Raw genomic sequence first — 22,582 nt, 5'->3', positions numbered from 1 at the left:
TCCAAAAAGCCGAGGACCACCGCCATGACCCCGCCCGTTGCCGCACGCGCTTCGCAGCCCGCAGCATCTTTCCTCCACGACCGCCTGAAGGACCCCTCGCTGCTGCGCGACCGTTGCTACATCGATGGCGCCTGGGTCGGCACGCCCGAGTTCGCGGTCAACAATCCGGCCACCGGGGTCGAGCTGATCAAGATCGCGCAACTGGGCGCCGCTGAAACGACCCTCGCTGTCGAGGCCGCGCAGCGCGCGTTCCCGGCCTGGGCCAAGCTGACCGCCAAGCAGCGCTCCAATATCCTGCGCAAATGGTTCGACCTGATCATCGCCAACCGCGAGGACCTCGCGCTGATCCTGACCTCCGAGCAGGGCAAGCCGCTGTCGGAAGCGCTCGGCGAGGTCGACATCGGCGCGGCCTATGTCGAGTTCTTTGCGGAGGAAGCGCGCCGCGTCTATGGCGAGACCATTCCGACCCAGCGGCCGGATGCCCGCCTGCTGGCGATCCGGCAACCGATCGGCGTCTGCGGCGCCATCACGCCCTGGAATTTTCCGAATTCGATGATCACGCGCAAGGTGTCGCCGGCGCTGGCGGCCGGCTGCACCGTCGTGCTGAAGCCCGCCAACGAGACGCCGCTGTCGGCGCTCGCGCTCGCCGTGCTGGCCGAAAAGGCCGGCGTGCCGAAGGGCGTGTTCAACATCGTCACCGGTGATGCGCCGCCGATCGGCAAGGTGCTGTGCGAGCATCCTGCGGTGCGCTTTGTCGGCTTCACGGGCTCGACGGCGGTCGGCAAGATCCTTTACCGGCAGGCGTCGGTCGGCGTGAAGCGGCTCGGCCTCGAGCTCGGCGGCAACGCGCCTTTCGTGGTGTTCGACGATGCCGATATCGATGCCGCGGTCGAAGGTGCCATCGTTTCGAAATATCGCAACATGGGCCAGACCTGCGTCTGCGCCAACCGCCTCTACGCGCAGGACAAGATCTACGACGCGTTCGTTGAGAAGCTGTCGAAAAAGGTCGCGGCGATGAAGATCGGCGACGGCACCGAGCAAGGCGTGACCCAGGGACCGCTGATCAACATGAAAGCGATCGAGAAGGTCGAGCGCCACATTGCGGACGCGGTGAAGGGCGGCGCCAAGATCGTGACCGGCGGCAAGCGCTCGTCGCTCGGCCGCAGCTTCTTCGAGCCGACGGTGCTGTCCGACGTGAGGCCGGACGCGCTGGTGTCGCACGAAGAGACCTTCGGTCCGCTGGCGCCGGTGATCCGCTTCAAGGACGAGGCCGAGGTGATCGCGATGTGCAACAACTCGCCGTTCGGCCTCGCCTCGTATTTCTATTCCCGTGACATCGGCCGCGTCTGGCGCGTCGCCGAGGCGCTGGAGTCGGGCATGGTCGGCGTCAACTCCGGCCTGATCACCACCGAAGTAGCCCCCTTCGGCGGCGTCAAGGAAAGCGGCCTCGGCCGCGAAGGCTCGCGTCACGGCATGGATGAATATGTCGAGATCAAATACGTGATGATGGCCGGGGTCTGATGCGCTGAGGAGGCGCGAATTGCGATAGTCGCGCCTCCTCTCGCAGGAGCTGGTTCAATGAGCCTTTCGACCACTCCGGACCTGGACGATCCCGATCAAGTGCCGCGCTCCGTCGTTGGCCTCACGATCGACCTTGCCTCCATTGATAAGACCGAACCGCACCGCCACCGCAAGGCGCAATTGCTCTACGTCATCCGGGGAGTCATCACAGTCGAAGCCGCCGGCGGCATCTGGACTGTGCCGCCTCATTGCGCAATCTGGATGCCGAGCGGCGTTGCTCATCATGCCCGCGCGTCCGGCCGGATCACGGTCGGCAGTCTCTACATCGATCCCTCGCTTGCGGGCTCGCTCCGCGACGAGTGTGGGATTGTGTTCGTCCAGCCGCTGCTTCGCGAGCTGCTGCTTCGATTCATCTCAGCGCCATCGCTCTATCCCGAGGGCGATACGCGCGAGCAGCGGCTGGTCTCCGTCCTGCTCGACGAGCTGCAGGCTGCGCCGCTCGAGCCGTTGCATCTGCCGATGCCGACTGACCGGCGGCTGCGGCGCCTGGTTGAAACGTTGATCGACGATCCTTCACTGCGCTTCACGATCGAGGAGTGGGGCGCGCGCGTTGGTGCGAGCAACCGCACGCTGACCCGGCTATTCCAGCGTGAGACGGGCATGTCGTTCGTGCGGTGGCGGCAACAGTTGCACATCGGCCTGGCGTTGCAGCGCCTCGCTTCCGGACAATCCGTGACGAATATCGCGTTCGACCTCGGTTATGAAAGCCCGAGCGCCTTCATCGCGATGTTCAGGCGAATGCTTGCAACGACGCCGGCCCGGTACTTCACCGAGGCCGCGGCCGGTGACCTCGATCGAGGTACGCGGAAGCTGCTGCAATCCGGCAGCGATGCCGATCGATCTCCCGATAGTGAAACCTCCGCTGTCGCGGACATCGTGGATTTCGAGGCGGCCAGTCAGCGGCATGCCAAGCCGCGTTCGTGAGTAGCTGTCGCGCAGGCAGCCGCCGTCTCTCGCTGCCCGCCGATTGGATCGATTGTGATCCTGCCCAAACGAAGATGGCCGGATCGGCGCATTATGTGGCGCGTATCGATTACAGGTCGGACGGGCATCGCCGTTAGCTTTGGTCATGGCCAAGTGAGACCTCCACTGTCTCCGGGCCGCTTGCACCATGTTGGAGAACAGTTTGACCATGGCCGAAAAGATCTGGTTCATCACGGGAGCGTCGCGCGGTTTGGGGCGCGCCTGGACGGAGGCTGCGCTAGCGCGTGGCGACAAAGTCGCTGCGTGCGTCAGAGACAGACGAGCACTCTCGGATCTCCGCGAGGTCCACGGCTCTGCACTATTGCCGATCGAGTTGGACGTGCGCAACGAGGAGGCCGTCAGGGCGGCCGTGCACACCGCCGTGACGACGTTCGGACGCCTCGATGTGATCGTTAGCAATGCCGGTTACGCCGTCTTCGGGACCATCGAGGAAACCGATGAGGAGAATGCACGGGCGCAATTCGACACCAACTTCTTTGGCACGCTTTGGGTCATCCAGGCCGCGCTGCCTGTCCTGCGCGGCGGACACATCCTGATCACGTCCAGCCTCGCGGGCATCATCACCTTCCCGACCGCGGGCGTCTATAATGCGACTAAGTGGGCGGTGGAGGGTCTTGGAGAAACGCTGGCCTCCGAGGTCGCAGATTTCGGAATCAAGGTTACGCTGATCGAGCCTGGCGGCTACGATACCGATTGGCGTGGAAGCTCCTCCACGCATCTTGCGCCGATGTCGGAATATGGCGGGCTTCGGGATCGGCTCAAGCTGGCATCATCGTCGCGCAAGCTCGGCAACCCTGTGGCGACTGCTGAAGCCATCCTGAGTGTTGTCGTTGACGCGTCATCGCCGCCACTCCGGCTCTTCCTCGGTGAGATCGCTCTCGGTATTGCGCAAAAGCAATACGCCGAACGGCTTGCGACCTGGGACGCATGGTCGGACGTTTCAAGGCGCGCACAGGGCTGACCGTAGGCCGAAGAGCTGTCTACCGGAACACACCATCGCTGGCGAGCAGGATGCTCGCCAGCGATGCACTGCCATCGACGAAGAAACGGAGATGTCGCCGGTTGGATGCGGCATCGTTGTCCCGGTGTGTGAGTTCCCAGGCCTATGCGTCTGGATGTCGATCGAGCTTGGCGAAGACGTCACGGCATGCGGCGACGCCATTGATCGCGGTTGCAACGCCGGCATAGGGCACAAGCTGCACCATGATCTCGATCAACTCCTCGCGGGTCACCCCGCATTTCAAAGCGCCACCGATATGGGTCCGCAATTGTGGTCCGCCGTGCCAAGCGTTGCGAGGCTTGCCACGGTGACGATCTGGCGTGTCCGGCTATCAAGCGTCGGCGACTGATAGATCTGCCCGTAGATCGTCTCCAGCACATAGGTCGCCAGCGATGGGGCGAGATCGCCCAGGGACTTCTCGATATCGGCGGCGGTCTGTCCGAGGATTTCCCCGATCTTCTGCTCGCCGCGCTGGCGAAGATGTTGATTTGTTTCCATGACGCTCTCCTGACGGATGCACGGGTTAAGCAGGCTCGCTGCGATCGCTGAGTCACATGACCTAGTGACAGATGGGCAGGATAGCCGGAGAATGCTACGCCATGAACAGTGATCGCGGCGGCGGGCAAGGCTGGCCGCTGCGGCTCTGGGCCGCGCGGAGCAACCGAAATGAATGGGACGATCAGCCTGCGTTTGGCCTTCATCTTCCTGGCGCTTGCTCTGGCATCCGGATTCGCGCCGGCGAACGCTGCATCCTATCCGGCAGGGCCGGTACGTCTGGTCGTCGGTTTCGGCTCGGCATCGCCCGCCGACATCGTCGCCAGATTGGTCGCAAGGCACCTGGAGGAGGCCCTCGGCAAGCCGGTTGTTGTCGAGAATCGCCCAGGCAACAGCAGTATGCTCGCGGCAGAAGCGGTGGCGCGTGCGCCGAATGACGGCCGAACCCTGTTCGTGGCGACGGTGGCCAACACGATCAATCCAGCGCGCATGAAGAGCGGCTTTGACCTCGGCAAGGAGCTCGCGCCGATTGCGCTGCTGGGTGTCGTCCCCAACGTCCTCGTGGCTAACCCGTCCTTGCCGGTGAAGACAGTGGGCGATCTGATCGCGCTCGCGAAACGACAGACCGGCCAGCTGACCTTCGGGACCTCCGGACTGTGGACGGCGAGCCACATGGCGGTCGCGATGTTCAACATGAAGGCGGGGACCGACATCGTGGCGGTGCCCTATCAGGGCGGAGCCAGCCAGGCGGTGACGGATCTGCTGGCCGGGCGCATCAATCTGATGTTCAACGTCGCGGCCCCGCTCGCGCCCTTTGTGGCGTCCGGCCAATTGACCGCGCTGGCTGTCGGCCAGTCGAAACGTACGGCCATCCTGCCGGATGTTCCGACCATGGAGGAGGCGGGTTTGACCGGTTTCGACGTCGGCGTCTGGATCGGCCTGCTGGCGCCGGCCGGAACGGCGCCCGAGATCATCGACACCCTCGCCAAGGCGTCGAACGAAGCGCTGCAACAGCCATCGATCCGGGAGGCGTTGAAGGCGCAGGGCATCGAGGTGCTGGGCGGCACGCCTGCCGAGTTCGCCAGCTTCATCGCCCGCGATATCGAAAAGTGGAGAAGCCTGATTGAGGCGGCAGGATTGAAGGAGTGAGGGTGGCCGTCGATCGCGAGCACGCGGCGCGGCCGAAATCAAACCTGCTCGTGTCACGCGTCCAGCGTCCACGGCCGACGTCGTGCGGTCGAGGTGCTACTCCGCGGCCAGCTTTGCCGGCGCTGGCGGCGACCAGCACACGCAGCAATTCCGCCCCTGGTCTTTCGCCTGATACAGCGCCTGATCGGCGGCGCTCATCAGGGCCTCTATGCCGGACATGCTGACCGAGGCCTCGGCGACGCCGATGCTCGCCGTGATCTGGAAAGATCCATCGCGGGCGCCGAGCGTTTGCGCGGCGATGCGCTTGCGGATGCGCTCCGCGACGATTTTCGCTCGCGACAGGCTTGTCTCCGGCAACACGATGGCGAATTCCTCGCCACCGACCCGGCCGACAATGTCGGATTTCCGCTTGCCGTGAAGGCAGGCCTCGGTCATGGCCTTGATCGCCTCGTCGCCGACAGCGTGTCCGTAGCGGTCGTTGACGTCCTTGAAGTGATCGATGTCGACCATCAGCACCGAGACCGAGCGGTAATAACGCTGGAAGCGGCTCCACTCGGCGTCCAGCGCCTCGAGGAAATGCCGTCGATTATAGAGACCGGTGAGCGGGTCGGTGGTCGCGAGCCGTTCAAGCTGCTCGGCATTGCGGATCAGATCGGTGACATCGTAGTAGGTGATCATGCGGCCGCCGCCGGCCATCGTGGTGCAATGCGCCCGGAGGCGTCGGTTATCAGGGGTCTGCAACTCGCGGACATGATTGCCTGCCTTCACCTCGGCGACACGCTTGCTCGCAAAGCTGGCCAGCTCTTTCGGTGACATGTGGGGATCGATGGCCCGCCGCGTGCGGGTAATCAGCGAGGCATAGGACGGGTGTTTCGCCGCCTCCTGTTCGTCGATCTCCCAGAATTTTCGCACTTTCTGGTTCATGAAGGTCGCCTTGAGATCGGCATCGAGCAGCAGCACGCCATCCTGGACATTTTCCAGTGCGTCCCGCAGCGTCCTCAGCTCGTCCGACTGACGGACGATATCGGTGACCTCCATGTAGCTCAGCATGCGGCCGCCGTCGGGCAGCGGCGTACACTGCATGCGGATGACGTCGCCCTTGGTGCGGCGCAGGTCTTGCTGGAAGCCCTCATTCCTGGCGACGCGCTCGATGCGCTCGGCGACATAGGCTTCGAGCCGGTCTGCGGGAATTTCATAGGCACCGGTGTCGCGCCCGTGGAACATCAGCGCGGCAAACGACGGGTGCCGGTCGGCGACCGCGTCGGATAGCGCCCACATCCGCCGGAAGGCCTGATTGATGAAACGGGCGTTCAGCCTTGCGTCGAGCAGAACGATGCCGAGCGGCACCTGATCGAGTGCCGCACGCAGCGCCAGCATCTGGCTGCGCACGACATGGTCTCCGCCGCGTTCCTCTGACGCATCCTGCTTGGCTGTCGCCGCGTCGGCGGCCTGTTGGGTTTCGAAGGTGACCCCGATCTGCTTTTCCGATTGCCAGACCAGCTTGCAGGGGAGCACCGCGGCTTCGCTGGCGATCGAGAGCTGGAAGTGTTCCGGGATACCGAGCCCGCTTTCAAGTTCGATCGTCGCGCCATCGTCGGTGATCCGTCGCACCACGCAGTCGATGATGGACTGGCCGAAGTTGAAGATGACCTTGGCGGCCAGCAGCGTACGGCCGCGGACCTTGAGATTGGGCACTGACATATGGGGTACTGACATGGCGGCGTTTTCCAATGAGCACGCGCCAATCGAACCCCTTCGGAGCTACAAAGGCCTGAAATTTCTCTTGTGATCTCGGTTCCTGCTTAACAGGCCGTTGACGGGAACCGGCTGTTTTGCCCCACAGCCGTGCATTTTCTCGCGGGTCGGTTCGTCAGACGCCCTTGTCGTTCGGATTGGCGACCGCGTCCTTCAAAGGCGCCGTCATCGGGAAGTTCAGGTTCACGTTCCTCGGCGGAATCGGAGTCTTGAACCATTTTGCGTAGAGTTCCCCGAACGCGTTGCTCCTCATCATGGCGGTCAGCGTCGTGTCCACGAGCGCCTTGAATTCCGGATCGCCCTTGCGAATGATCAACCCATAGGGCTCGGTGCGCAGGCTGTCGTCGATGATGCGCCAGTCGGAGGGCTTGGCGCTGTTGGCAATCAGGCTCGCGAGCAGGATGTCATCCATGATGAAGGCTTCGCTGCGGCCGGTTGTTAGCGCCAGGAACGATGCCCCATGAACCGGGGTCAGGATGTTCCTGGTCTGGAAATTCTTCTCCTGGCCGCGCGCGGCCAAGAGCCCGATCGAGGTCGAGCCCGAGGTCAGCGACACCGGCCGGCCGCTCAGATCCTCGAATGACCTGATCGGCGCATCCTTCTGCACCACGGCGCGGATGCTCGAGACGAAGATGGTGTCGCTGAAGGCCACTACCTTCTGCCGCTCCAGCGTGTTGGTCGCGGGACCGCAGACGATATCGATGGTGCCGTTCTCGATCAGCGGAATCTGGGTCGAGAGCTGGATCGGCTGCAGTTTGGTCTGCAGCGATGGCAGTTTGAGTTCGCTCTTCACGGCATCGACGATCCGTGCGCAGAGGTCCATCGCAAAACCGACCGGCTTCTGATTCTCGTCGAGATAGGAAAACGGCACCGACACATCGCGGTGGCCGAGCCGGATTTCGCTGGTGTCCCTGATCTTGGCCAGCGTGCCGCCAGGCGACTGGGCATAAGCGGGGACAACGACCACCACGGCCAGCATGAACGAGCGGAACAATGCTTTTGCGGCTGTGTGCTTCGGCTGATTCATCGCGATCCCCTTGGATAAGACGGACTGAAATCGACCCGCCTTGTACAGAGTATTGCATAATCAGCAAATAGATTTTATACAATCTGGCAGTCGGCCGCGACATCGCGGGCCGCCGCAAGCATCGAGGAGCCGGGATGGGACCGGGAGCCGCCGCAGGAAACCGACTGGCTGGAGCGCACGGATCGACGCCGGATACGGTGCGCGAGGCGCTGCGCCGCGCGATCTCATCGGGCGAGCTCGCACCCGGCCTCCAGCTCCGGCAGGACGAACTGGCCGAACGGTTCGGCACCAGCCGCATCCCGGTTCGCGAAGCGTTGCGGCAACTCGAGGCCGAGGGTTTTGTGACGATCCTGCCCAATCGCGGCGCTGTGGTCTCGGACCTGTCGATCGACGAGGTCGTGGAGCTGCTCGAAATCCGCATCGCGCTCGAATGCCATGCGCTGCGGCTGGCGATCCCGGCGATGGGCGAGATGGATCTCGATGAGGCGACGAAGATCCTCCGCTCCTACGATCGCGAGCCCGATCCGGCGCAATGGGGCGCCTTCAACTGGACATTCCATGCGACGCTCTACGCGCCGTGCAACCGCCCACGGCTGCTGACGATGATCGAAGCGAATTACGGTCACGTCGGTCGCTTCACGCGAGCCTTGGTATCGCGCGCGACCGGCAAGGAGCGTCCGCAGCGCGAGCATTACCGGCTGCTGGAATTGTGCCGCGAGGGTGAGACCGAGAAGGCGATCCGCCTGCTGCGCGAGCACATCGAGCAGACCCAGAAGACGCTGCGGTCTGCGCAGCGTCAGGCCACGCGGGACGCCGGCGCCGAGGGTTGATCGCTATTTCCGAATCAACATCGTTGGCCTCGCCGCGAGGCCTTGGGAGAGTGCGTGTGAAGACTGACGACGTTGAAATCCTGGTGATCGGTGCTGGAATCGTCGGCATTGCCACGGCCTATTACCTCGCTGTCCAGCACAAGCGGTCGCGCCTTTTGATCGTCGACGAAGGCCAGCCGATGACGTTGACGTCGGCGCAGTCGGGCGAGAACTACCGCAATTGGTGGCCGCATCCGACGATGGCCGATTTCACCAACCACTCTACCGATTTGATGGAGGAGATCGCGCGCCGCAGCGACAATCGCATCCACATGACGCGCCGCGGCTACCTCCTCGTCACGCGCGAGGAGAAGCCGGACGAGCTGCTGCAGCAATTGTTCGCCGGCTATGGCGCTTCAGCGTCAAAGCTGATCCGCCTGCACGAAGGCACGGCGAGCGGCTACGCGCCGGCGCTGTCGGCGGACTGGCAGAGCGCGCCGGACGGCGTCGACGTGCTGCTCGGCCGCGATCTGGTCCAGACCTACTATCCGAAATTCGATCGCGAAGTCGCCACCGGCCTGCATATCCGGAGGGCGGGTGACATCAGCGGCCAGCAGCTCGGCCAGTACATGCTGGAGACCATGCGGCACTCAGGCGCGCAGTTTCAGCAGGCGAAAGTTCTCGGCATCGCCAAGGCCGACCGGTTCGCCGTCGATGTGCTGGCCGATGACGTCAGGCAGACCATCAAGGCCGACATCATCGTCAACGCCGCGGGCCCGTTCGCCGCGCACGTGTCGGCGATGCACGGCGAGCAATTGCCAATTTTCAATGTCCTGCAGCAAAAGATCGCTTTCGCCGATCGCAATCATGCGGTCGACCGCCGGATGCCATTTGCGATCGATCTCGACGGCCAGACGCTGGCCTGGTCCGACGACGAGCGCGAGGCGCTCGCATCCGCGCCCGAATTTGCGGGTCTTCTTGAACCGATGCCCGGCAGCATCCATTGCCGGCCCGATGGCGGCGATCACGGCGAATGGATCAAGCTCGGCTGGGCCTTCAATGAAGAAACGACAACCGAGCCAGTTCGTGAGCCGGAGCTGAACCCTTATTTCCCCGAAGTGGTGTTGCGCGCGGCGAGCCGGCTGCAGCCGGCGCTTGCGCACTATCTCGGCGCCTTGCCGCGCGACCGCGTGCACTATGGCGGCTACTATCCGATGACGAAAGAAAACTGGCCGCTGATCGGCGCGGCGAAAACCCCGGGCGTGTTCCTGGCGACCGCGCTCTCCGGCTACGGCACGATGGGCGCCGGCGCCGCCGGCGATCTCTGCGCCCGCGCCGTCGTCGGCGCGCCGGCGCCAGGATTCGCCCGCAGCCTCTCGCTCGCGCGCTACGAGGACAAGACGCTGATGGCCGAGTTGGAGGCGACCGCCAGCCGCGGGTTGCTGTAGCTACCGCCGCAGTACCGCGATGGTGCGGTTCGCGAAGGTCAGCCGCTCGGCCATCACGGAGACGAAATATGTCAGCAGCTTGTGGCTGAGCTCAGGGTCTTCGTCCTTGATCGCTGCGAACTGGAGCGCGTTCAGCACGTAGAGCACGCTTGCGACCTCGGCCTGGATCGTCGCGCTGCGCGGGGCGTGCGAGACGAGGCCCATTTCGCCGATCGTTGTGGTCGGGCCGAGACTGCGAACCCGCGTGGTGCGGCCGTCGTCGGCGGGCACCATGATGCCGACGCGCCCGTCGAGGATGAAGTGCATGGAATCGGCGGCATCGCCGGCGCGCACGATAGTCTCGCCGGCGTCGACCTCGATACGCTGGCAGCGGCGGATCAGCTCGTCGGCGTCGCGCTCGCTGTCGAGAATCTCTGTGAACCAGCCGCGCAGACTAGCCGCTTCCTGGGTGAGCCCTTGATGCTGCGCGATGAGCTCGTTCTCGCACCATTCCAGCGCATGATCGAGCTCGGGAATAATCGTGACGCCCTCGGTGATGAAATCGCTCGAGCGCAGCAGTTTCTCTGCCGTGGCCGACAGATAAACGAGCACCAGCTCGACGCCGACATCGTGCGCGCTGCGCTTGATCTGCGCAAAGCTGTAGGCCGCGGACGAATCGATGCCGGTGACGAGCTTGAAGTCGAACAGCAGGTAGCGGCACTCCGGATGTTCCTGCAGTAACGCCTTGACGTGCTGGTAGAGCCGGTTGGCGGAGCCGAAGAACAGATAGCTTTGCAGGTTGAGCCCGCGGATCTTGCCGCCATGGGCCAGCAGCACCTCCTGGTCGTCGCGCGAGCGGTCCAGGGAACTGCGATATTCCGAGCCGTCGAAGCTGTACTTGACCGCCTCGATGCGCGCTGCACTGAACGCGAACGTCGCGCAGCCGATGATGATGCCGATCAGGATACCCGGGACGAATCCCCAGGTGACGATGATGGCGATGATCGCGAGCAGCGATGCGTATTCGGCCTTCGACAGCCGTTTGCGCGATTCGATGATCCATTTGTGCAACTGGTCGGCGCCGAGATAGATCAGCAGCCCGCCAAGCACGAATTTCGGCATGTAGCCGAGCAATTCCGGCGCGACGGCCAGCATCAATAGCGACGTCGCGGCGACGGTGAAGCCGGACAACCGGCCGCGCCCGCCGCTCGAGAAATTGAGGACCGTGCGGCTGACCGAGATGCAGCCGGCATAGCCGGCCAGCGCGCCGGTCATGATGTTGGCAAAGCCGGTGATGTTGAGCTCGCGCTCCAGATTGGCTTCGCGATGCGCGGCGACCTCGATCCCGGTGGTGTTGAACAGCGTCGAGGCCGCGGTGACGAATACGACCGCGATCAAATTGCCGAGCAGGTCCGGGACCGCCGACCAGGGGTAATGCGCGAGCTCGTCGGCGTGCCAGGGCAGCATGAAGCTCGAGGGTGGCGGCGGCTGGAAGGTCCAACCGGCCGCGCGGGCTTCCTCGGGCGAGATGCCGACGATCCAGAACGCCAGATGCGCGACGAGTACGCCGCCGATCAGGATGATCGGCAGGCCAAGCGGCGTCCGCGAGCGGTGCCAGGTCAGATACAGCACCAGCGCCATCGCGCCGGCCGCGCAAAGCTCTGAGACGGTGATGAGGTTCGTGAAGCGGAACAGGGTGCTGAACTGCACGGGGTGATCGGTGATGACCCTGATCGCGCCCAGCACGATCAACAGTCCGGTCGCGCCGAGGAAGCCGCCGACCACGGGATAGGGCACATAGCGGATCGCGCGGCCCATCCGCGTCAAGCCAAGGCCGCACAGCACGAGGCCGGTGATGACGGTCGACAGGCCGAGCGTGATCAGCACCGGCGCGAGCAGCGGCGCCGACGGATTCGCGGCACTGATGCGCTCGACCAGCGAGGTCGCCAGAATCCCGGTCACAGCGGCGGTGGAACTTTCAGGCCCGGCAATCGCAAATGGCAGCGAACTGCCCAACGCGATGAATGTCGCAAGCACCGCCGAACTGATGAAGGCCGCGGCGACGCCGTAGGACAGATAGGGCGACAACGGCCCGGCAAAGATCAGCAGCGCGTAGGACAGGCCGAACGTGATGCTGAGGACGCTGGCTGCGCTCCCACCAAGAATATCATTGAAGGCCCGCCGCGCACGCGAGCCGAGATAAAGCGATCGGCTGATCACAAAGAATATCCCGAAATTTAGCCGTCAGTCGTAGACGAGCGCGGCGCAGGACCACAACAGGATTTTTGTGACAGCGGCTCTCAACGCGCGCACGTGAACCCTTGTCGTCCTGTCGTTCGCCAGACCAACAGGGAGTTCAACCGCCTCCGCTCTCGCCACCGAATGCGCCATGACGGCCGACGCCCGAGGCGAAGCGCGTCGCGCCTGATAGCGTCTCGCCTGATGCGATCACTTCGAGCCCGCCGCGCATCTCGTTCCTGATTGCGTCCTCCTCCTCGAGGTCCCATTGTCGCAGCGCCGACAGCCGGTCGGCGCGCAGGCATTTTTGCGGGAATTGCGCGATCTCCTTGGCGAGCACGATTGCGTGCGCGCGGGTCTCGCCCTTCGGCACCAGCCGGTTCGCAAGTCCCATGCGCAGTGCCTCGGGTCCGCCGACCGGGCGTCCGGTGAGGATCAGGTCGATCGCCTGCGAGTGGCCGATCAGTCGTGGCAGGCGGACGGTGCCGAGATCGATCAGCGGCACGCCGAAGCGGCGACAGAAGACGCCGAAGGTCGCATCCTCGGCGACCACGCGCATGTCGGCCCACAGCGCGAGTTCCATGCCGCCAGCGACGGCAAAGCCTTCGATCGCCGCGATGACGGGCTTAGACAGTCGCAACCGGCTCGGCCCCATCGGCGCGATCGTTTTGTGGCCGCCGATCTCGCGCTTCTTGTTGGGATCGCCTGCCGCCACCGCCTTAAGGTCCGCGCCCGCGCAGAAGGTGCCGCCGGTTCCGGTGAAGACGGCGACCGATGCGTCTTGATCGGCGTCGAACGCCAAGAATGCGTCATACAATTTGCGCGCAGTCGCGCCGTCGACAGCGTTGCGGCAATGCGGACGGTTGATGGAGATGGGGCCATCGCGCGCGACGAGCACGGAGTCGGCTTCGGACATGGGGCGCTCCCTGGGTGTTTTCCTTGTCGTCATTCCGGGGCGCGCGAAGCGCGAACCCGGAATCCATTTCGCCACACGGCGCGTGCGGATGAATGGATTCCGGGCCCGCTCCTTCGGAGCGTCCCGGAATGACGGAGAGGGAATTTGCGCTGTCGCTACGCGATCCGCAATGGCGCTGGAGCTAGACCTTCAGCTCCGTCCCCGTCACGCGGCTGTAAGCCTCGAGATACCGCTTGCTGGTGGTATCAACGACGCTCGCTGGCAATGGCGGCGCGGGGGCGTCGCCGTTCCAGCGGCCGGCGCGGCGCTCGATGTCGAGATAGTCGCGCAACGGCTGCTTGTCGAAGCTCGGCTGCGGCCGGCCGGGCCTGTAGGCGTCGACCGCCCAGAAGCGCGAGGAATCCGGCGTCATCACCTCGTCGATCAGGATGATGCGGCCATCCTTGTCGCGGCCGAACTCGAATTTCGTATCCGCGATGATGATGCCGCGGGTTCGGCTGGTCTTTTCACCATAGCCGTAGACATCGCGCGCCATGGTCTCCAGCGTCGCCGCGACGTCGGCGCCGAGGATCTCGCGTACGCGGGCCACGGTGATGTTCTCGTCGTGGCCGGCCTCCGCCTTGGTCGCCGGGCTGAAGATCGCGGGCTCGAGCTTCTGGCTCTCGACCAGGCCCGCGGGCAGCTTCTCGCCGGCGAGCGTGCCGTCGGCCGCGTATTCCTTCCACGCCGAGCCGGAGATGTAGCCGCGGATCACGCATTCGATCGGGAACACCGTCGTGCGCTTGCAGAGCATCGCGCGCCCGACGATGTCGGCACGATGGTCCTTCAGCGCGGGCACCGCACGGATGATCTCGTCGGCATCGGCGCTGATCATGTGGTGCGGCACGGTGCCCTCGAGCTGCCGGAACCACCAGGCGCTGATCTGCGTGAGCACCGCGCCCTTCATCGGGATGGTCTCAGTCATCACCACGTCGAAGGCCGAGATGCGGTCCGTGGTGAGCAGCAGCACACGGTCGTCGCCGACGGCATAGATATCGCGCACCTTGCCGCGGCCGATCCGGGGCAGGGGCAAATCGCTTGATAGCATCGCAGTCATGGCGTGATCTTTCGAAAGCCGCGCGCCCGCGCGGGCGTCGCGCGGGCGGCAAGGGAGCCTACGACAGGAGATAGCTCACTCCGGCAGTGGAATGAACTCATGTTCCTGCGGAACTTGCGTGAATCGGCCGGTTTTCCAGTCCTGTTTGGCCTGCTCGATCCGCTCCTTGCTGGAAGAAACGAAATTCCACCAGATGTGGCGCGGCCCCTCCAGCGCGTCGCCGCCGAGGAACATCATGCGCGTTGGCTTCGTCGTCTTCACGGTGATGCGATCGCCGGGCCGGAAGATCAGCAGCCGCGGCCCCTCATAGCGTTCATTGGTGATCTCGACCTCGCCGTCGACCAGGTAGATCGCGCGCTCCTCATGGTCAGGGTCGAGCGGCACGCTCGTCCCTGACTGCGCGGTGACCTCGGCATAGAACCACGGCGATACCATGCTGACTGGCGAGGTGATGCCGAACGCCGAGCCTGCGATCACGCGCGCAGTGAAGTCGCGCTCATTGATAATAGGCAATTCGCCGGCAGCATAATGCTGGAACGACGGCGCGATTTCTTCCTTGCCCGCGGGCAAGGCGATCCAGCTCTGCAGACCGAGCATTTTCTGGCCATCGCGGCGCTGCACCTCGGGGGTGCGCTCGGAATGTGCGATGCCGCGGCCCGCGGTCATCAGATTCATCGCGCCGGGCTGGATCTCCCGGACGTTGCCCTCGCTGTCGCGGTGCATGATGCTGCCGTCGAACAGATAGGTGACCGTGGCAAGGCCGATATGCGGATGCGGCCGCACGTCCATGCCCTTGCCGGCGAGATATTGCACCGGTCCGAAATGATCGAAGAAGATGAAGGGACCGACCATCTGCCGCTTGCCATGCGGCAGCGCGCGGCGCACCGCAAAGCCGTCGCCGAGATCGCGGGTGCGCGGCACGATGACGAGGTCGATCGCATCGCAGGTCCTTGGATCGCCGAGCTCTGGGTCGGTGGAGGGTTGCCAGCTCATGAGAAGACTCCTTCGTGATTGCGGTGATCGTAACAGGATTTGATCGCCTCGTCGCGCCGGTCGCGGCGCAGTGACCGTGGTCTATTTGCGTACGCCGTGCGATATCCGCGAGAGCAATCCTGGAAACTGAGGTGAGCGATGGTTTCTCTGATCAAGCCCGGCGCGAAGCTGCTGCAGGTCGATGGTCCCGTGATCGAAACCGCGCGCCTCATCCTGCGGCCGTGGCGCGCGTCCGATGTCGCTGACAACACGGCGATGCTGTCCGATCCTGAAACCGCGCGCTTCATCACGCCGGATCACCAACCGATCACATCGGAGCTGAAAGGTTGGCGCAACGCGGCCGTGATCTCCGGGCACTGGGCGCTGCATGGCTTCGGCATGTTCGCGGTCGAGGAGAAATCCTCGGGCCGCTATATCGGCCGCGTCGGGCCGTATTATCCGCCGGGTTGGCCGGGCTTCGAGGTCGGCTGGGGCATCGCCAAAGAGTGTCGCGGGCGGGGCTATGCGGTGGAAGCGGCGCGCGCCGCGATCGATTGGGTGTTCGCCAATTTTACGGTCGACCGTATCATCCACTGCATCGGTCCGGCCAACGTCGCCTCGCAGGTCGTGGCGCGGCGATTGGGCGCCGAGAACGAGGGCGCGGGCAAGCTCGAGGGCGACATCGTCGATATCTGGGTCACGCTGCGAGGTCGGTGGCCTCGCGATGGTTCTTGAAAAGTCACGTGTGAGGACCGATGTTCGTGCCGCTGCTGTTTCCAACTTGAAGCCAACCGATCGATGACCCTTGCCGCGACAGAACTGTGCCTGCGCGCCGCCACCGTGGCGCTGCTGCTGGTGCTTGCGGCCTCGCTGGTCTCGGATTTCGGCAAGGTGCTGGCCGGGCGGCTTACGATTGCCTTCGCGCTCGGCTCGGCCGCGCATGCGATGACCGCGTCGATCGGCGCCGGGGCGCCGGTCTCGGCCGGGCATGCGCCGCTGATCGCGCTCTCGACCGGCAATATCGTGGTGTTCTGGCTGTTCACCCGCGCGCTGTTCGATGACGCCTTTCAGCTGCGCTGGTGGCATGGCCCGATCTGGGCCGCGGTCGTCGCCTTCAGCTTCGTCAACTGCATGTGGTTTGCGCCCGGCGGCAACGCGCGGACCGCGATCGTGATGGTCAATTTGCTCGTGCTGGTCTTCATCGCGCTGGCGGTGGCGCAGACCATCACGGCGTGGTCTGCGGACCTGGTCGAGCGACGCCGCCGTGTCCGCGTCTTCATCGTCGCTGCGTCTGCGCTGTACGGCGGAATGAACGCGGTGCTGCAGATCGCGTATGCCGGGAGCCGCGTGACGGTGGAATGGGCCAACCTGCTGAATGTCGCCGTGCTCACCGGTCTCGTGGCCGCGATCACCTCGGCGATGTTGCGTGTCGACGGTGCCGACCTGTTCACCGGCTCGCCCGAGGCGGTTGTGCTCAACGCGCCGCCGGCCGCCGCGGAGGATTCGGCCGACCGGAAGCTGGTCGACGCCCTGATGCGGCTGATGGCGGATGAGCGTATCTATCGCCACGACAACATCACCATCGGCACGCTGGCGAGCCGGCTGAAGATCCCCGAATACCGCCTGAGGCGGCTGATCAACCAGCGGCTCGGCTATCGCAATTTCAACGTCTTCCTCAACAACCACCGGATCGAGGAGGCCAAGGCCGCGCTCGCCGATCCCACCCAGGCTGAAGTCCCCGTCATCACGATTGCGATGGATGCCGGTTTCCAATCGCTCGGGCCTTTCAATCGCGCCTTCAAGGCGACGACAGGCGTGACGCCGACGGAATACCGGCGGCTGAAGGTCAGCGCGGCGTAATTGCCTGCGACGGGCCCTCTACACCCTCTCCCGTTGTGGAAGAGGGTGGCTTCGATGCGGAAGCATCGAAGCCGGGTGGGGGTTTCTCTCCGCGGAAGCAGGCCCCTCATCCGTCGCGGACTGCGCATAGCCGATGCAACGCGTCGGCGTCCTTTTTGACGAACGGCGGCCAGAGGCCGCCTATGGCCACCTTCTCCCACAAGGGGAGAAGGGACGACGTGCCCCTTTCCTGGACCTTTGTAATCCCTGCATAATTTCAGAATCGGCCAGCCACCCTCAACTTTCGACCATCCCGATTTCCAAATCTGGCGAGCGCTTCCGCGCCCGGTCCCGCCTAATCCCGGCCGCGCGCCCATTGCGCCATGCCGGAGGATACCGTGACCCGTCGAAAGCTGTTTCTCATCCTTGCCGCCACCACCGCGTTTACCGCGCTTGTCTGGTCCGCCGCCCGCGCCCGCGAAGTGCCGAAGGTCGCGACCGGCTTTGTCGCCAACATCATCTGCTCTGAGACCTTCGTGACAGGCCTCGAACCGGGCCGGATTTTCTCCGAGACCATGGAGGCGATGCCGGGCACCAGCCTGATCACCTGGGCGATGGACACAAAGGTCGACCGCGCGCGCAAGGACGTCACCGTGACGCTGTTTGGCCTCGGCCGTAGTCACGCCGTTTATCGTGACGGGCTCGGCTGCACTCTCGATCATGGCGAAGCTCCGGCCGATACCGCGCTGCCACCGGCGACGCCGCAAGTAGCACTGCTGCCTGAGGTCGCCGGTCCCGCGGTGGTCGCGCCGCAAAACCCGCAGCTCGCCGTTGCGCTCGACCGCGCCTTCGCCGAGCCGACGCAACCGCCGTTCCGCCACACCCGCGCGATCGTCGTCATGAAGGACGGCCACATTGTCGCCGAGCGTTACGCCGACGGCATCGGCATCGATACGCCGCTGCTCGGGTTCTCCGCGACCAAATCGGTGATTTCGGCGCTGGTCGGAATTCTGGTGCGCGACGGCAAGTTGACGGTCGATCAGCCGGTCCCGATCGCTGCCTGGCAGAACCAAAGCGATCCGCGCCACGCGATATCGGTCGACCAATTGCTGCGTCACACCGCGGGACTCGCGCTTGGCAGCTCGCTGCAGGCTTCGCTGACCTCGACGCTCGAACCAGTCAACCGGATGAAGTTCATGGAATCGGACATGGCCGCGTATGCCGAGAGCATTCCGCTGGAGAGCACACCCGGCGCGGCCTGGAATTATCACGACGGCAATTTCATCATCCTCTCGCATCTGATCCGCAATGCGGCCGGCGGTCACGCGGCGGACGTGATGCGCTTTGCGCGCCGCGAATTGTTCGGCCCGCTCGGCATGCGTAATGTCGTTCTGGAGTTCGATGCCGCGGGAACGCCGGAAGGATCGAGCCAGATGCTGGCGAGTGCGCGCGACTGGGCGCGGTTCGGCCAGCTCTATTTCAACGACGGCATGGCCGGCGGAAAACGCATCCTGCCGGAAGGCTGGGTGAAATACTCCGCGTCAGCGACGCCGAACGCCTGGGTCGGCTATGGCGCCGGCTTCTGGACCAATCGCGGCGACAGCCATGGCGCCAACTACCGCATCGAACACGGCTGGCCGCGCGATGCCTTCTTCGCCAAGGGCACGATCGGGCAATATGTGATCGTCGTGCCGTCGGAGCGGCTCGTCATCGTCCGTCTCGGCCGCTCGCCGAACTGGCCGGTGGAGGCGGATGGCGTGTTCGATCTCGTCCGCGATGTCGTAGCGGCGTCAGGCAAGGCGACGCTTGCGGGTGGGAATTGACCCACCGGCCGCGCAACAAAGTCCGTGTCGTCCCGGCGAGGGTCGGGACCCATAACCACGAATGGCAATTGTTGCGCCACGCTGGAACGACGAGTCCCGATCACAACACCCGCCGCGGAGTATGGGCCCCGGCCTTGGCCGGGACGACAGCGGCTATTACTGCCGTCCCAACTGCGTCGCCGTTTCCACGCGATCGAACTGCTCCAGCGAGAGAATCGCATCCGCGAGCTGGTCCGCGCGCTTGTTGAGCACCGGCCTCGCCAGCGTCAGAAACTTCTGCTGCATCGCCTGCGCATCGGGAAACGAGGCCGGTTCGCCGGAGGGATCGGCGTAGAGCCGCTCATGCACACCGTCGTCGGTGGTGATGGAGACGCGGGCGCCGAACGGGTGGGGGCGGCCAACCTCGAGGCGGTCGTCCTGCACCACGTCGAATTTGTCGGCGAGTGCGTCGATCGCCTTGTCGCCCAGCCGCTCGTAATCGTCCCAGCCGAAGCGTCCCTGATCCAGCGCGATGGCGCCAGTGAAGAACATCGAGAACTGGCCGCCGACGATCGAGGTCGGGTGCCGCTTGGTGGCGGCGTCGCCCGTCAGCGTGATGCCGTTGCGGTGCAGGCCGATCTCGACCTTTTTGATCTGGTCGGGGGTCAGATTGTGCTCCCTGCGCATCGCGATCAGCGCGTCGATCGCGGCATGGGTGTAGCGGCAGCTCGGATAGGGTTTTACGCCGATCTTCATGGTCTCGTAGGTGTGGCCCAAGCCGGCCACCGCCTTGTCCGGATGCGCATTGTCGCTGTAGCCGACCAGCAGGCCGTGCCTGCCCTCGACCGATTCGGACGAGCCTACGAAATCGTTGCGCGCCAGCGTCGCTGCGATCACGCCGTTCATCGCGGCAGCACCGACCTGGTAGCGCTTGTTCCAGGCGCCGTTGACTAAAAACTGCAGCGAACCGGCGGCCTGGCTGCCGGAGACGCCGAAGGCGGAGGCGATCTGCTCTTTCGACAGGCCGAACAGCTTTGCCGCGGCGGCGGCGGCGCCATAGGTGCCTGCGGTCGCGGTCGGGTGGAAGCCGCGGGCGTAATGCGAGGTCGGGTCGAGCGCGTTGCCGAGCCGGCAGCACACTTCGTAGCCGGCGACGATCGCGGTCAGCACGTCGCGGCCGGAGGCCCCGACCATCTCGCCGACCGCGAATGCGGCGGGCACCACGGGCGCGCTGGGATGCAGCGAGGAATCCGCGTGGGTGTCGTCGAAATCAAGCGAATGGCCGAGCGCGCCATTGAGCAGCGCCGCCACGGCCGGTGTCCAGGTCTTGCCGTCGCCGAACACGGTGGCCTCGCCCTTGCCGTCCAGCGCCAGCGCCTCCAGCATCTTCACCAGCGAGGGCGTCGATTCCGCGTCGCGGCGGGCGCGGATGGCGCTGCCGAGGAAATCCAGCGTCAGCACCTTGGCGCGCTCCAGCACCTCCGGCGGGATGTCGGAATATTTCAGGTCGGCGACATAGGCGGCAAGCGTTGCGGTTTCGTGAGCCATCGTGTTTCCTCAATTTCGCGGCGCAGGGTAGGCGGGGCTGACTTGCCTTTCAAGTAGACTTGCCTTCAAGCCGCCTTGCCGCCGCGGGCAGCAGCCATGCTCCAAGTGGCTTAACTCGAATTCACCTATCAAGGACCTTTCCATTGATTCCGGATCAGGCTGCATGAGGACCTTCGCAAAACGCATGTTCGACCCGTTCTGGGCTCGCAGGACGCAATTGGCGCTGGCAATCCGGATCGCGGCTTCGGGGGTGGCGGCCTATGCCATCGCGGTCGCGTTTCACCTGATGCTGCCACTGTGGGCCGTGCTGACGTCTTTGATCGTCACCCAGATGAGCGTCGGCCGCTCGCTAAAGGCGACCCGCGACTACATGCTCGGTACCATCGGTGGCGCCATCTATGGCGGGGCAATCGCGGTGCTGATCCCGCATTCCGGTGAGGGCAGTCTGCTGGCGCTGCTGGTGCTGGCGATCGTGCCGCTCGCCTTCATCGCGTCGCTTAACCCGAGCCTGAACTCGGCGACAGTGACGGCCGTGATCGTGCTGCTGCTGCCAACGATACATCAGACCAATCCGCTGGACTCCGCGATCGACCGCGTCCTCGAGGTCACGGTCGGCGCGCTGACCGGGCTTGTGATCTCGTTCCTGGTGCTGCCGTCGCGCGCGGTCAGCCAGATACGGATCAATGCGGCGAAGCTGCTGGAACTGCTCTCGGCCGCGTTCGCCGAATTGCTGGCCGGCCTGACCCGCGGTCTCGACAACGATGCGCTGCACCGGATCCAGGACGGGATTGGCACGGCGGTAACCAACCTCAACGCAACAGGCGCGGAAGCCGAGCGCGAGCGCGCCGTGCATTTGTCCTCCGGGCCGGAGACCGGCCCGCTATTGCGCACGGTCCAGCGGCTGCGGCACGATGTCGTGATGATCGGCCGCGCCAGCGGCACTCCGCTGCCGGCTGACATCCAGGCGCGGCTGGCGCGGCCGTTGTCCGACGTGAGCAATGCGATCGTCACCTACATGACGTCCGTCGCCGTGACCCTTCGTGCAGGCGTCGGCGCCGTGGACATCGCTCCGGTCGACGCGGCGCTGCACGCCTACAGCGACGAGGTCGCCGCGATACGTCATGATGGTTTGATCCGCGGCCTGCCGGTCGACGCTGCCGAGCGCTTCTACGCGCTCGGATTTTCGCTGGAGCAGATGCGGCAGAACCTGACGGATCTCAAGCGCTGCCACGGAAATTGGTGTGTGGACGAGGATATTGCGGAAGAACGCACAGCCTGACTCAGGCTATGCATCTCGGCGCGCGAGGCCCCTGCTTTCCATCCGCAGATCAGCAGGTCGATCCGGTTCTGGCCGAAGAATGGTTCGTTCTCGAACACGAAAGTCGGCACACCCCAATGGCCGGACGCGGCATGCGCGTCCTCGTTGCCCTTGATGACCCGCGCGTAGCGGTCAGGATCAGTGGCGATGGCCGCCTCCATCGCCGCGAGATCGAAGCCGGCGGCTGTTGCGGCTTTCGCAAGGTGATCGCGTTCGTTCCAGCCCTTGATGCTGCCGTCCCACAGCACGCGGCTGATGGCGGAGGCGAAGGGAAGCGAACGTCCCTCGAGCTGCGCGGCGGCGCCGAGCCGGGTCAGGCGGTGGATGTAGGGCTGGTGCTCGGCGACATCGAGCGTCGTCATGTCCTGCACGATCGGATCCGGCCGCGGAAAGCGGAACGGGATGTCGTCGTGCTGGGCGACACGGCGGCTGTCGAGCACGACGTAGCGCGCGAATTGCGGATTTGCCGTCTTGAAGAAGCCGGGCACTCGCACGGCGAGCGGATAGACCGGCCGCAGATTCACGGCGACATCGTAGTCGGCGGCCATCTTCAGCGTCTTCGGCAGCGCCAGATAGCTGTAGGGGCTGCGGAACGAGAAGAAGAGGTCGACTGCGAGCGTCATGAT

The 22,582-nt window shown here is 64.7% G+C and carries 19 protein-coding genes and 1 pseudogene; 10 read left to right on the top strand and 10 right to left on the bottom strand.

Annotated elements, in window-relative coordinates; translation table 11 throughout:
• Positions 1 to 24 precede the first annotated feature (24 nt).
• The 3 genes from UP10_RS05040 (at position 25) to UP10_RS05030 (ending at position 3,526) form a co-directional block, all read left to right on the top strand.
• Positions 25 to 1,521 (top strand): NAD-dependent succinate-semialdehyde dehydrogenase, encoded by a 1,497-nt coding sequence (locus UP10_RS05040; RefSeq protein WP_044586279.1) that lies wholly within the window; start codon positions 25 to 27, stop codon positions 1,519 to 1,521.
• A 57-nt stretch (positions 1,522 to 1,578) separates the two neighbouring features.
• On the top strand, positions 1,579 to 2,505 hold the full coding sequence (locus UP10_RS05035) for an AraC family transcriptional regulator (protein WP_082076990.1): 927 nt from the start codon (positions 1,579 to 1,581) through the stop codon (positions 2,503 to 2,505).
• Between the two features lie 208 nt (positions 2,506 to 2,713).
• Positions 2,714 to 3,526: an SDR family NAD(P)-dependent oxidoreductase gene (locus UP10_RS05030; protein WP_044586278.1), complete on the top strand. Its 813-nt coding sequence runs from the start codon at positions 2,714 to 2,716 to the stop codon at positions 3,524 to 3,526.
• Between the two features lie 142 nt (positions 3,527 to 3,668).
• Here the strand turns inward: UP10_RS05030 and UP10_RS42800 are convergent, their stop codons facing one another.
• Positions 3,669 to 3,797 carry a carboxymuconolactone decarboxylase family protein gene (locus UP10_RS42800; protein WP_197086744.1) on the bottom strand — a complete coding sequence of 43 codons (129 nt, stop codon included), beginning with the start codon at positions 3,795 to 3,797 and terminating at the stop codon, positions 3,669 to 3,671.
• Positions 3,798 to 3,805: 8 nt separating this feature from the next.
• On the bottom strand, positions 3,806 to 4,063 hold the full coding sequence (locus UP10_RS05025; protein WP_050043571.1) for a carboxymuconolactone decarboxylase family protein: 258 nt from the start codon (positions 4,061 to 4,063) through the stop codon (positions 3,806 to 3,808).
• A gap of 108 nt (positions 4,064 to 4,171) precedes the next feature.
• Between UP10_RS05025 and UP10_RS05020 the strand changes: the two genes are divergently transcribed.
• A complete protein-coding gene (locus UP10_RS05020) occupies positions 4,172 to 5,209 on the top strand; it encodes a Bug family tripartite tricarboxylate transporter substrate binding protein (protein ID WP_050043570.1) in 1,038 nt (345 codons plus the stop codon).
• Positions 5,210 to 5,305: 96 nt separating this feature from the next.
• Here UP10_RS05020 and UP10_RS05015 read toward each other — a convergent pair whose 3' ends face one another.
• Positions 5,306 to 6,925, bottom strand: coding sequence for a sensor domain-containing diguanylate cyclase (locus UP10_RS05015; RefSeq protein WP_245321664.1), 1,620 nt, complete (start codon positions 6,923 to 6,925; stop codon positions 5,306 to 5,308).
• Positions 6,926 to 7,079: 154 nt separating this feature from the next.
• On the bottom strand, positions 7,080 to 7,991 hold the full coding sequence (locus UP10_RS05010) for a transporter substrate-binding domain-containing protein (protein ID WP_245321663.1): 912 nt from the start codon (positions 7,989 to 7,991) through the stop codon (positions 7,080 to 7,082).
• Positions 7,992 to 8,125: 134 nt separating this feature from the next.
• Here UP10_RS05010 and UP10_RS05005 point away from each other — a divergent pair, with 134 nt between their 5' ends.
• Positions 8,126 to 8,821: a GntR family transcriptional regulator gene (locus UP10_RS05005; protein ID WP_044586277.1), complete on the top strand. Its 696-nt coding sequence runs from the start codon at positions 8,126 to 8,128 to the stop codon at positions 8,819 to 8,821.
• Positions 8,822 to 8,877: 56 nt separating this feature from the next.
• Positions 8,878 to 10,248, top strand: a complete 1,371-nt coding sequence (locus UP10_RS05000; protein WP_044586276.1) for an NAD(P)/FAD-dependent oxidoreductase — start codon at positions 8,878 to 8,880, stop codon at positions 10,246 to 10,248.
• On the opposite strand, the gene UP10_RS04995 is transcribed toward UP10_RS05000, so the two are convergent.
• The 4 genes from UP10_RS04995 to UP10_RS04980 all read right to left on the bottom strand — a co-directional run bounded on the left by UP10_RS04995 (position 10,249) and on the right by UP10_RS04980 (position 15,470).
• Positions 10,249 to 12,447 carry an SLC26A/SulP transporter family protein gene (locus tag UP10_RS04995; protein WP_245321662.1) on the bottom strand — a complete coding sequence of 733 codons (2,199 nt, stop codon included), beginning with the start codon at positions 12,445 to 12,447 and terminating at the stop codon, positions 10,249 to 10,251.
• A 136-nt stretch (positions 12,448 to 12,583) separates the two neighbouring features.
• A complete protein-coding gene (locus tag UP10_RS04990; RefSeq protein WP_044586274.1) occupies positions 12,584 to 13,381 on the bottom strand; it encodes a crotonase/enoyl-CoA hydratase family protein in 798 nt (265 codons plus the stop codon).
• 181 nt (positions 13,382 to 13,562) lie between these two features.
• On the bottom strand, positions 13,563 to 14,477 hold the full coding sequence (locus UP10_RS04985; RefSeq protein WP_044586273.1) for a phosphoribosylaminoimidazolesuccinocarboxamide synthase: 915 nt from the start codon (positions 14,475 to 14,477) through the stop codon (positions 13,563 to 13,565).
• 75 nt (positions 14,478 to 14,552) lie between these two features.
• Positions 14,553 to 15,470, bottom strand: a complete 918-nt coding sequence (locus UP10_RS04980; RefSeq protein WP_044586272.1) for a pirin family protein — start codon at positions 15,468 to 15,470, stop codon at positions 14,553 to 14,555.
• Between the two features lie 138 nt (positions 15,471 to 15,608).
• Between UP10_RS04980 and UP10_RS04975 the strand changes: the two genes are divergently transcribed.
• The 3 genes from UP10_RS04975 to UP10_RS04965 all read left to right on the top strand — a co-directional run bounded on the left by UP10_RS04975 (position 15,609) and on the right by UP10_RS04965 (position 19,111).
• The gene (locus UP10_RS04975) at positions 15,609 to 16,184 is read left to right on the top strand and encodes a GNAT family N-acetyltransferase (protein ID WP_044586271.1); all 576 of its coding nucleotides are present in this window, start codon (positions 15,609 to 15,611) and stop codon (positions 16,182 to 16,184) included.
• 63 nt (positions 16,185 to 16,247) lie between these two features.
• Positions 16,248 to 17,309, top strand: a complete 1,062-nt coding sequence (locus UP10_RS04970) for a helix-turn-helix domain-containing protein (RefSeq protein WP_044586270.1) — start codon at positions 16,248 to 16,250, stop codon at positions 17,307 to 17,309.
• A 377-nt stretch (positions 17,310 to 17,686) separates the two neighbouring features.
• Positions 17,687 to 19,111: a serine hydrolase domain-containing protein gene (locus UP10_RS04965; RefSeq protein WP_044586494.1), complete on the top strand. Its 1,425-nt coding sequence runs from the start codon at positions 17,687 to 17,689 to the stop codon at positions 19,109 to 19,111.
• 156 nt (positions 19,112 to 19,267) lie between these two features.
• Here the strand turns inward: UP10_RS04965 and UP10_RS04960 are convergent, their stop codons facing one another.
• Complete coding sequence (locus tag UP10_RS04960; RefSeq protein ID WP_044586269.1) at positions 19,268 to 20,638, bottom strand: MmgE/PrpD family protein; 1,371 nt, start codon at positions 20,636 to 20,638, stop codon at positions 19,268 to 19,270.
• Positions 20,639 to 20,801: 163 nt separating this feature from the next.
• On the opposite strand from UP10_RS04960, the gene UP10_RS04955 reads away from it, so the two are divergent.
• Positions 20,802 to 21,917 carry an FUSC family protein gene (locus UP10_RS04955; protein ID WP_044586268.1) on the top strand — a complete coding sequence of 372 codons (1,116 nt, stop codon included), beginning with the start codon at positions 20,802 to 20,804 and terminating at the stop codon, positions 21,915 to 21,917.
• A gap of 6 nt (positions 21,918 to 21,923) precedes the next feature.
• On the opposite strand, the pseudogene UP10_RS04950 reads toward UP10_RS04955, so the two are convergent.
• Positions 21,924 to 22,579, bottom strand: a pseudogene (locus UP10_RS04950) (2-hydroxychromene-2-carboxylate isomerase).
• Between the last annotated feature and the right edge of the window lie 3 nt (positions 22,580 to 22,582).

This window comes from Bradyrhizobium sp. LTSPM299, assembly GCF_000938235.1.
In the GTDB taxonomy this organism is placed as follows: domain Bacteria; phylum Pseudomonadota; class Alphaproteobacteria; order Rhizobiales; family Xanthobacteraceae; genus Bradyrhizobium.
Note: the sequence above shows the minus strand (reverse complement) of the source record. Positions and strands in the feature narration are given on the sequence as shown.

Coding starts and splice junctions, on each gene's coding strand:
- UP10_RS04990 (WP_044586274.1), bottom strand. CDS start 13,381: ATGTCCGAAGCCGACTCCGTGCTCGTCGCGCGCGATGGCCCCATCTCC.
- UP10_RS05005 (WP_044586277.1), top strand. CDS start 8,126: ATGGGACCGGGAGCCGCCGCAGGAAACCGACTGGCTGGAGCGCACGGA.
- UP10_RS05025 (WP_050043571.1), bottom strand. CDS start 4,063: ATGGAAACAAATCAACATCTTCGCCAGCGCGGCGAGCAGAAGATCGGG.
- UP10_RS04975 (WP_044586271.1), top strand. CDS start 15,609: ATGGTTTCTCTGATCAAGCCCGGCGCGAAGCTGCTGCAGGTCGATGGT.
- UP10_RS05030 (WP_044586278.1), top strand. CDS start 2,714: ATGGCCGAAAAGATCTGGTTCATCACGGGAGCGTCGCGCGGTTTGGGG.
- UP10_RS04970 (WP_044586270.1), top strand. CDS start 16,248: ATGACCCTTGCCGCGACAGAACTGTGCCTGCGCGCCGCCACCGTGGCG.
- UP10_RS04980 (WP_044586272.1), bottom strand. CDS start 15,470: ATGAGCTGGCAACCCTCCACCGACCCAGAGCTCGGCGATCCAAGGACC.
- UP10_RS04955 (WP_044586268.1), top strand. CDS start 20,802: ATGAGGACCTTCGCAAAACGCATGTTCGACCCGTTCTGGGCTCGCAGG.
- UP10_RS05010 (WP_245321663.1), bottom strand. CDS start 7,991: ATGAATCAGCCGAAGCACACAGCCGCAAAAGCATTGTTCCGCTCGTTC.
- UP10_RS04985 (WP_044586273.1), bottom strand. CDS start 14,477: ATGACTGCGATGCTATCAAGCGATTTGCCCCTGCCCCGGATCGGCCGC.
- UP10_RS05040 (WP_044586279.1), top strand. CDS start 25: ATGACCCCGCCCGTTGCCGCACGCGCTTCGCAGCCCGCAGCATCTTTC.
- UP10_RS05015 (WP_245321664.1), bottom strand. CDS start 6,925: ATGTCAGTACCCCATATGTCAGTGCCCAATCTCAAGGTCCGCGGCCGT.
- UP10_RS05035 (WP_082076990.1), top strand. CDS start 1,579: ATGAGCCTTTCGACCACTCCGGACCTGGACGATCCCGATCAAGTGCCG.
- UP10_RS04960 (WP_044586269.1), bottom strand. CDS start 20,638: ATGGCTCACGAAACCGCAACGCTTGCCGCCTATGTCGCCGACCTGAAA.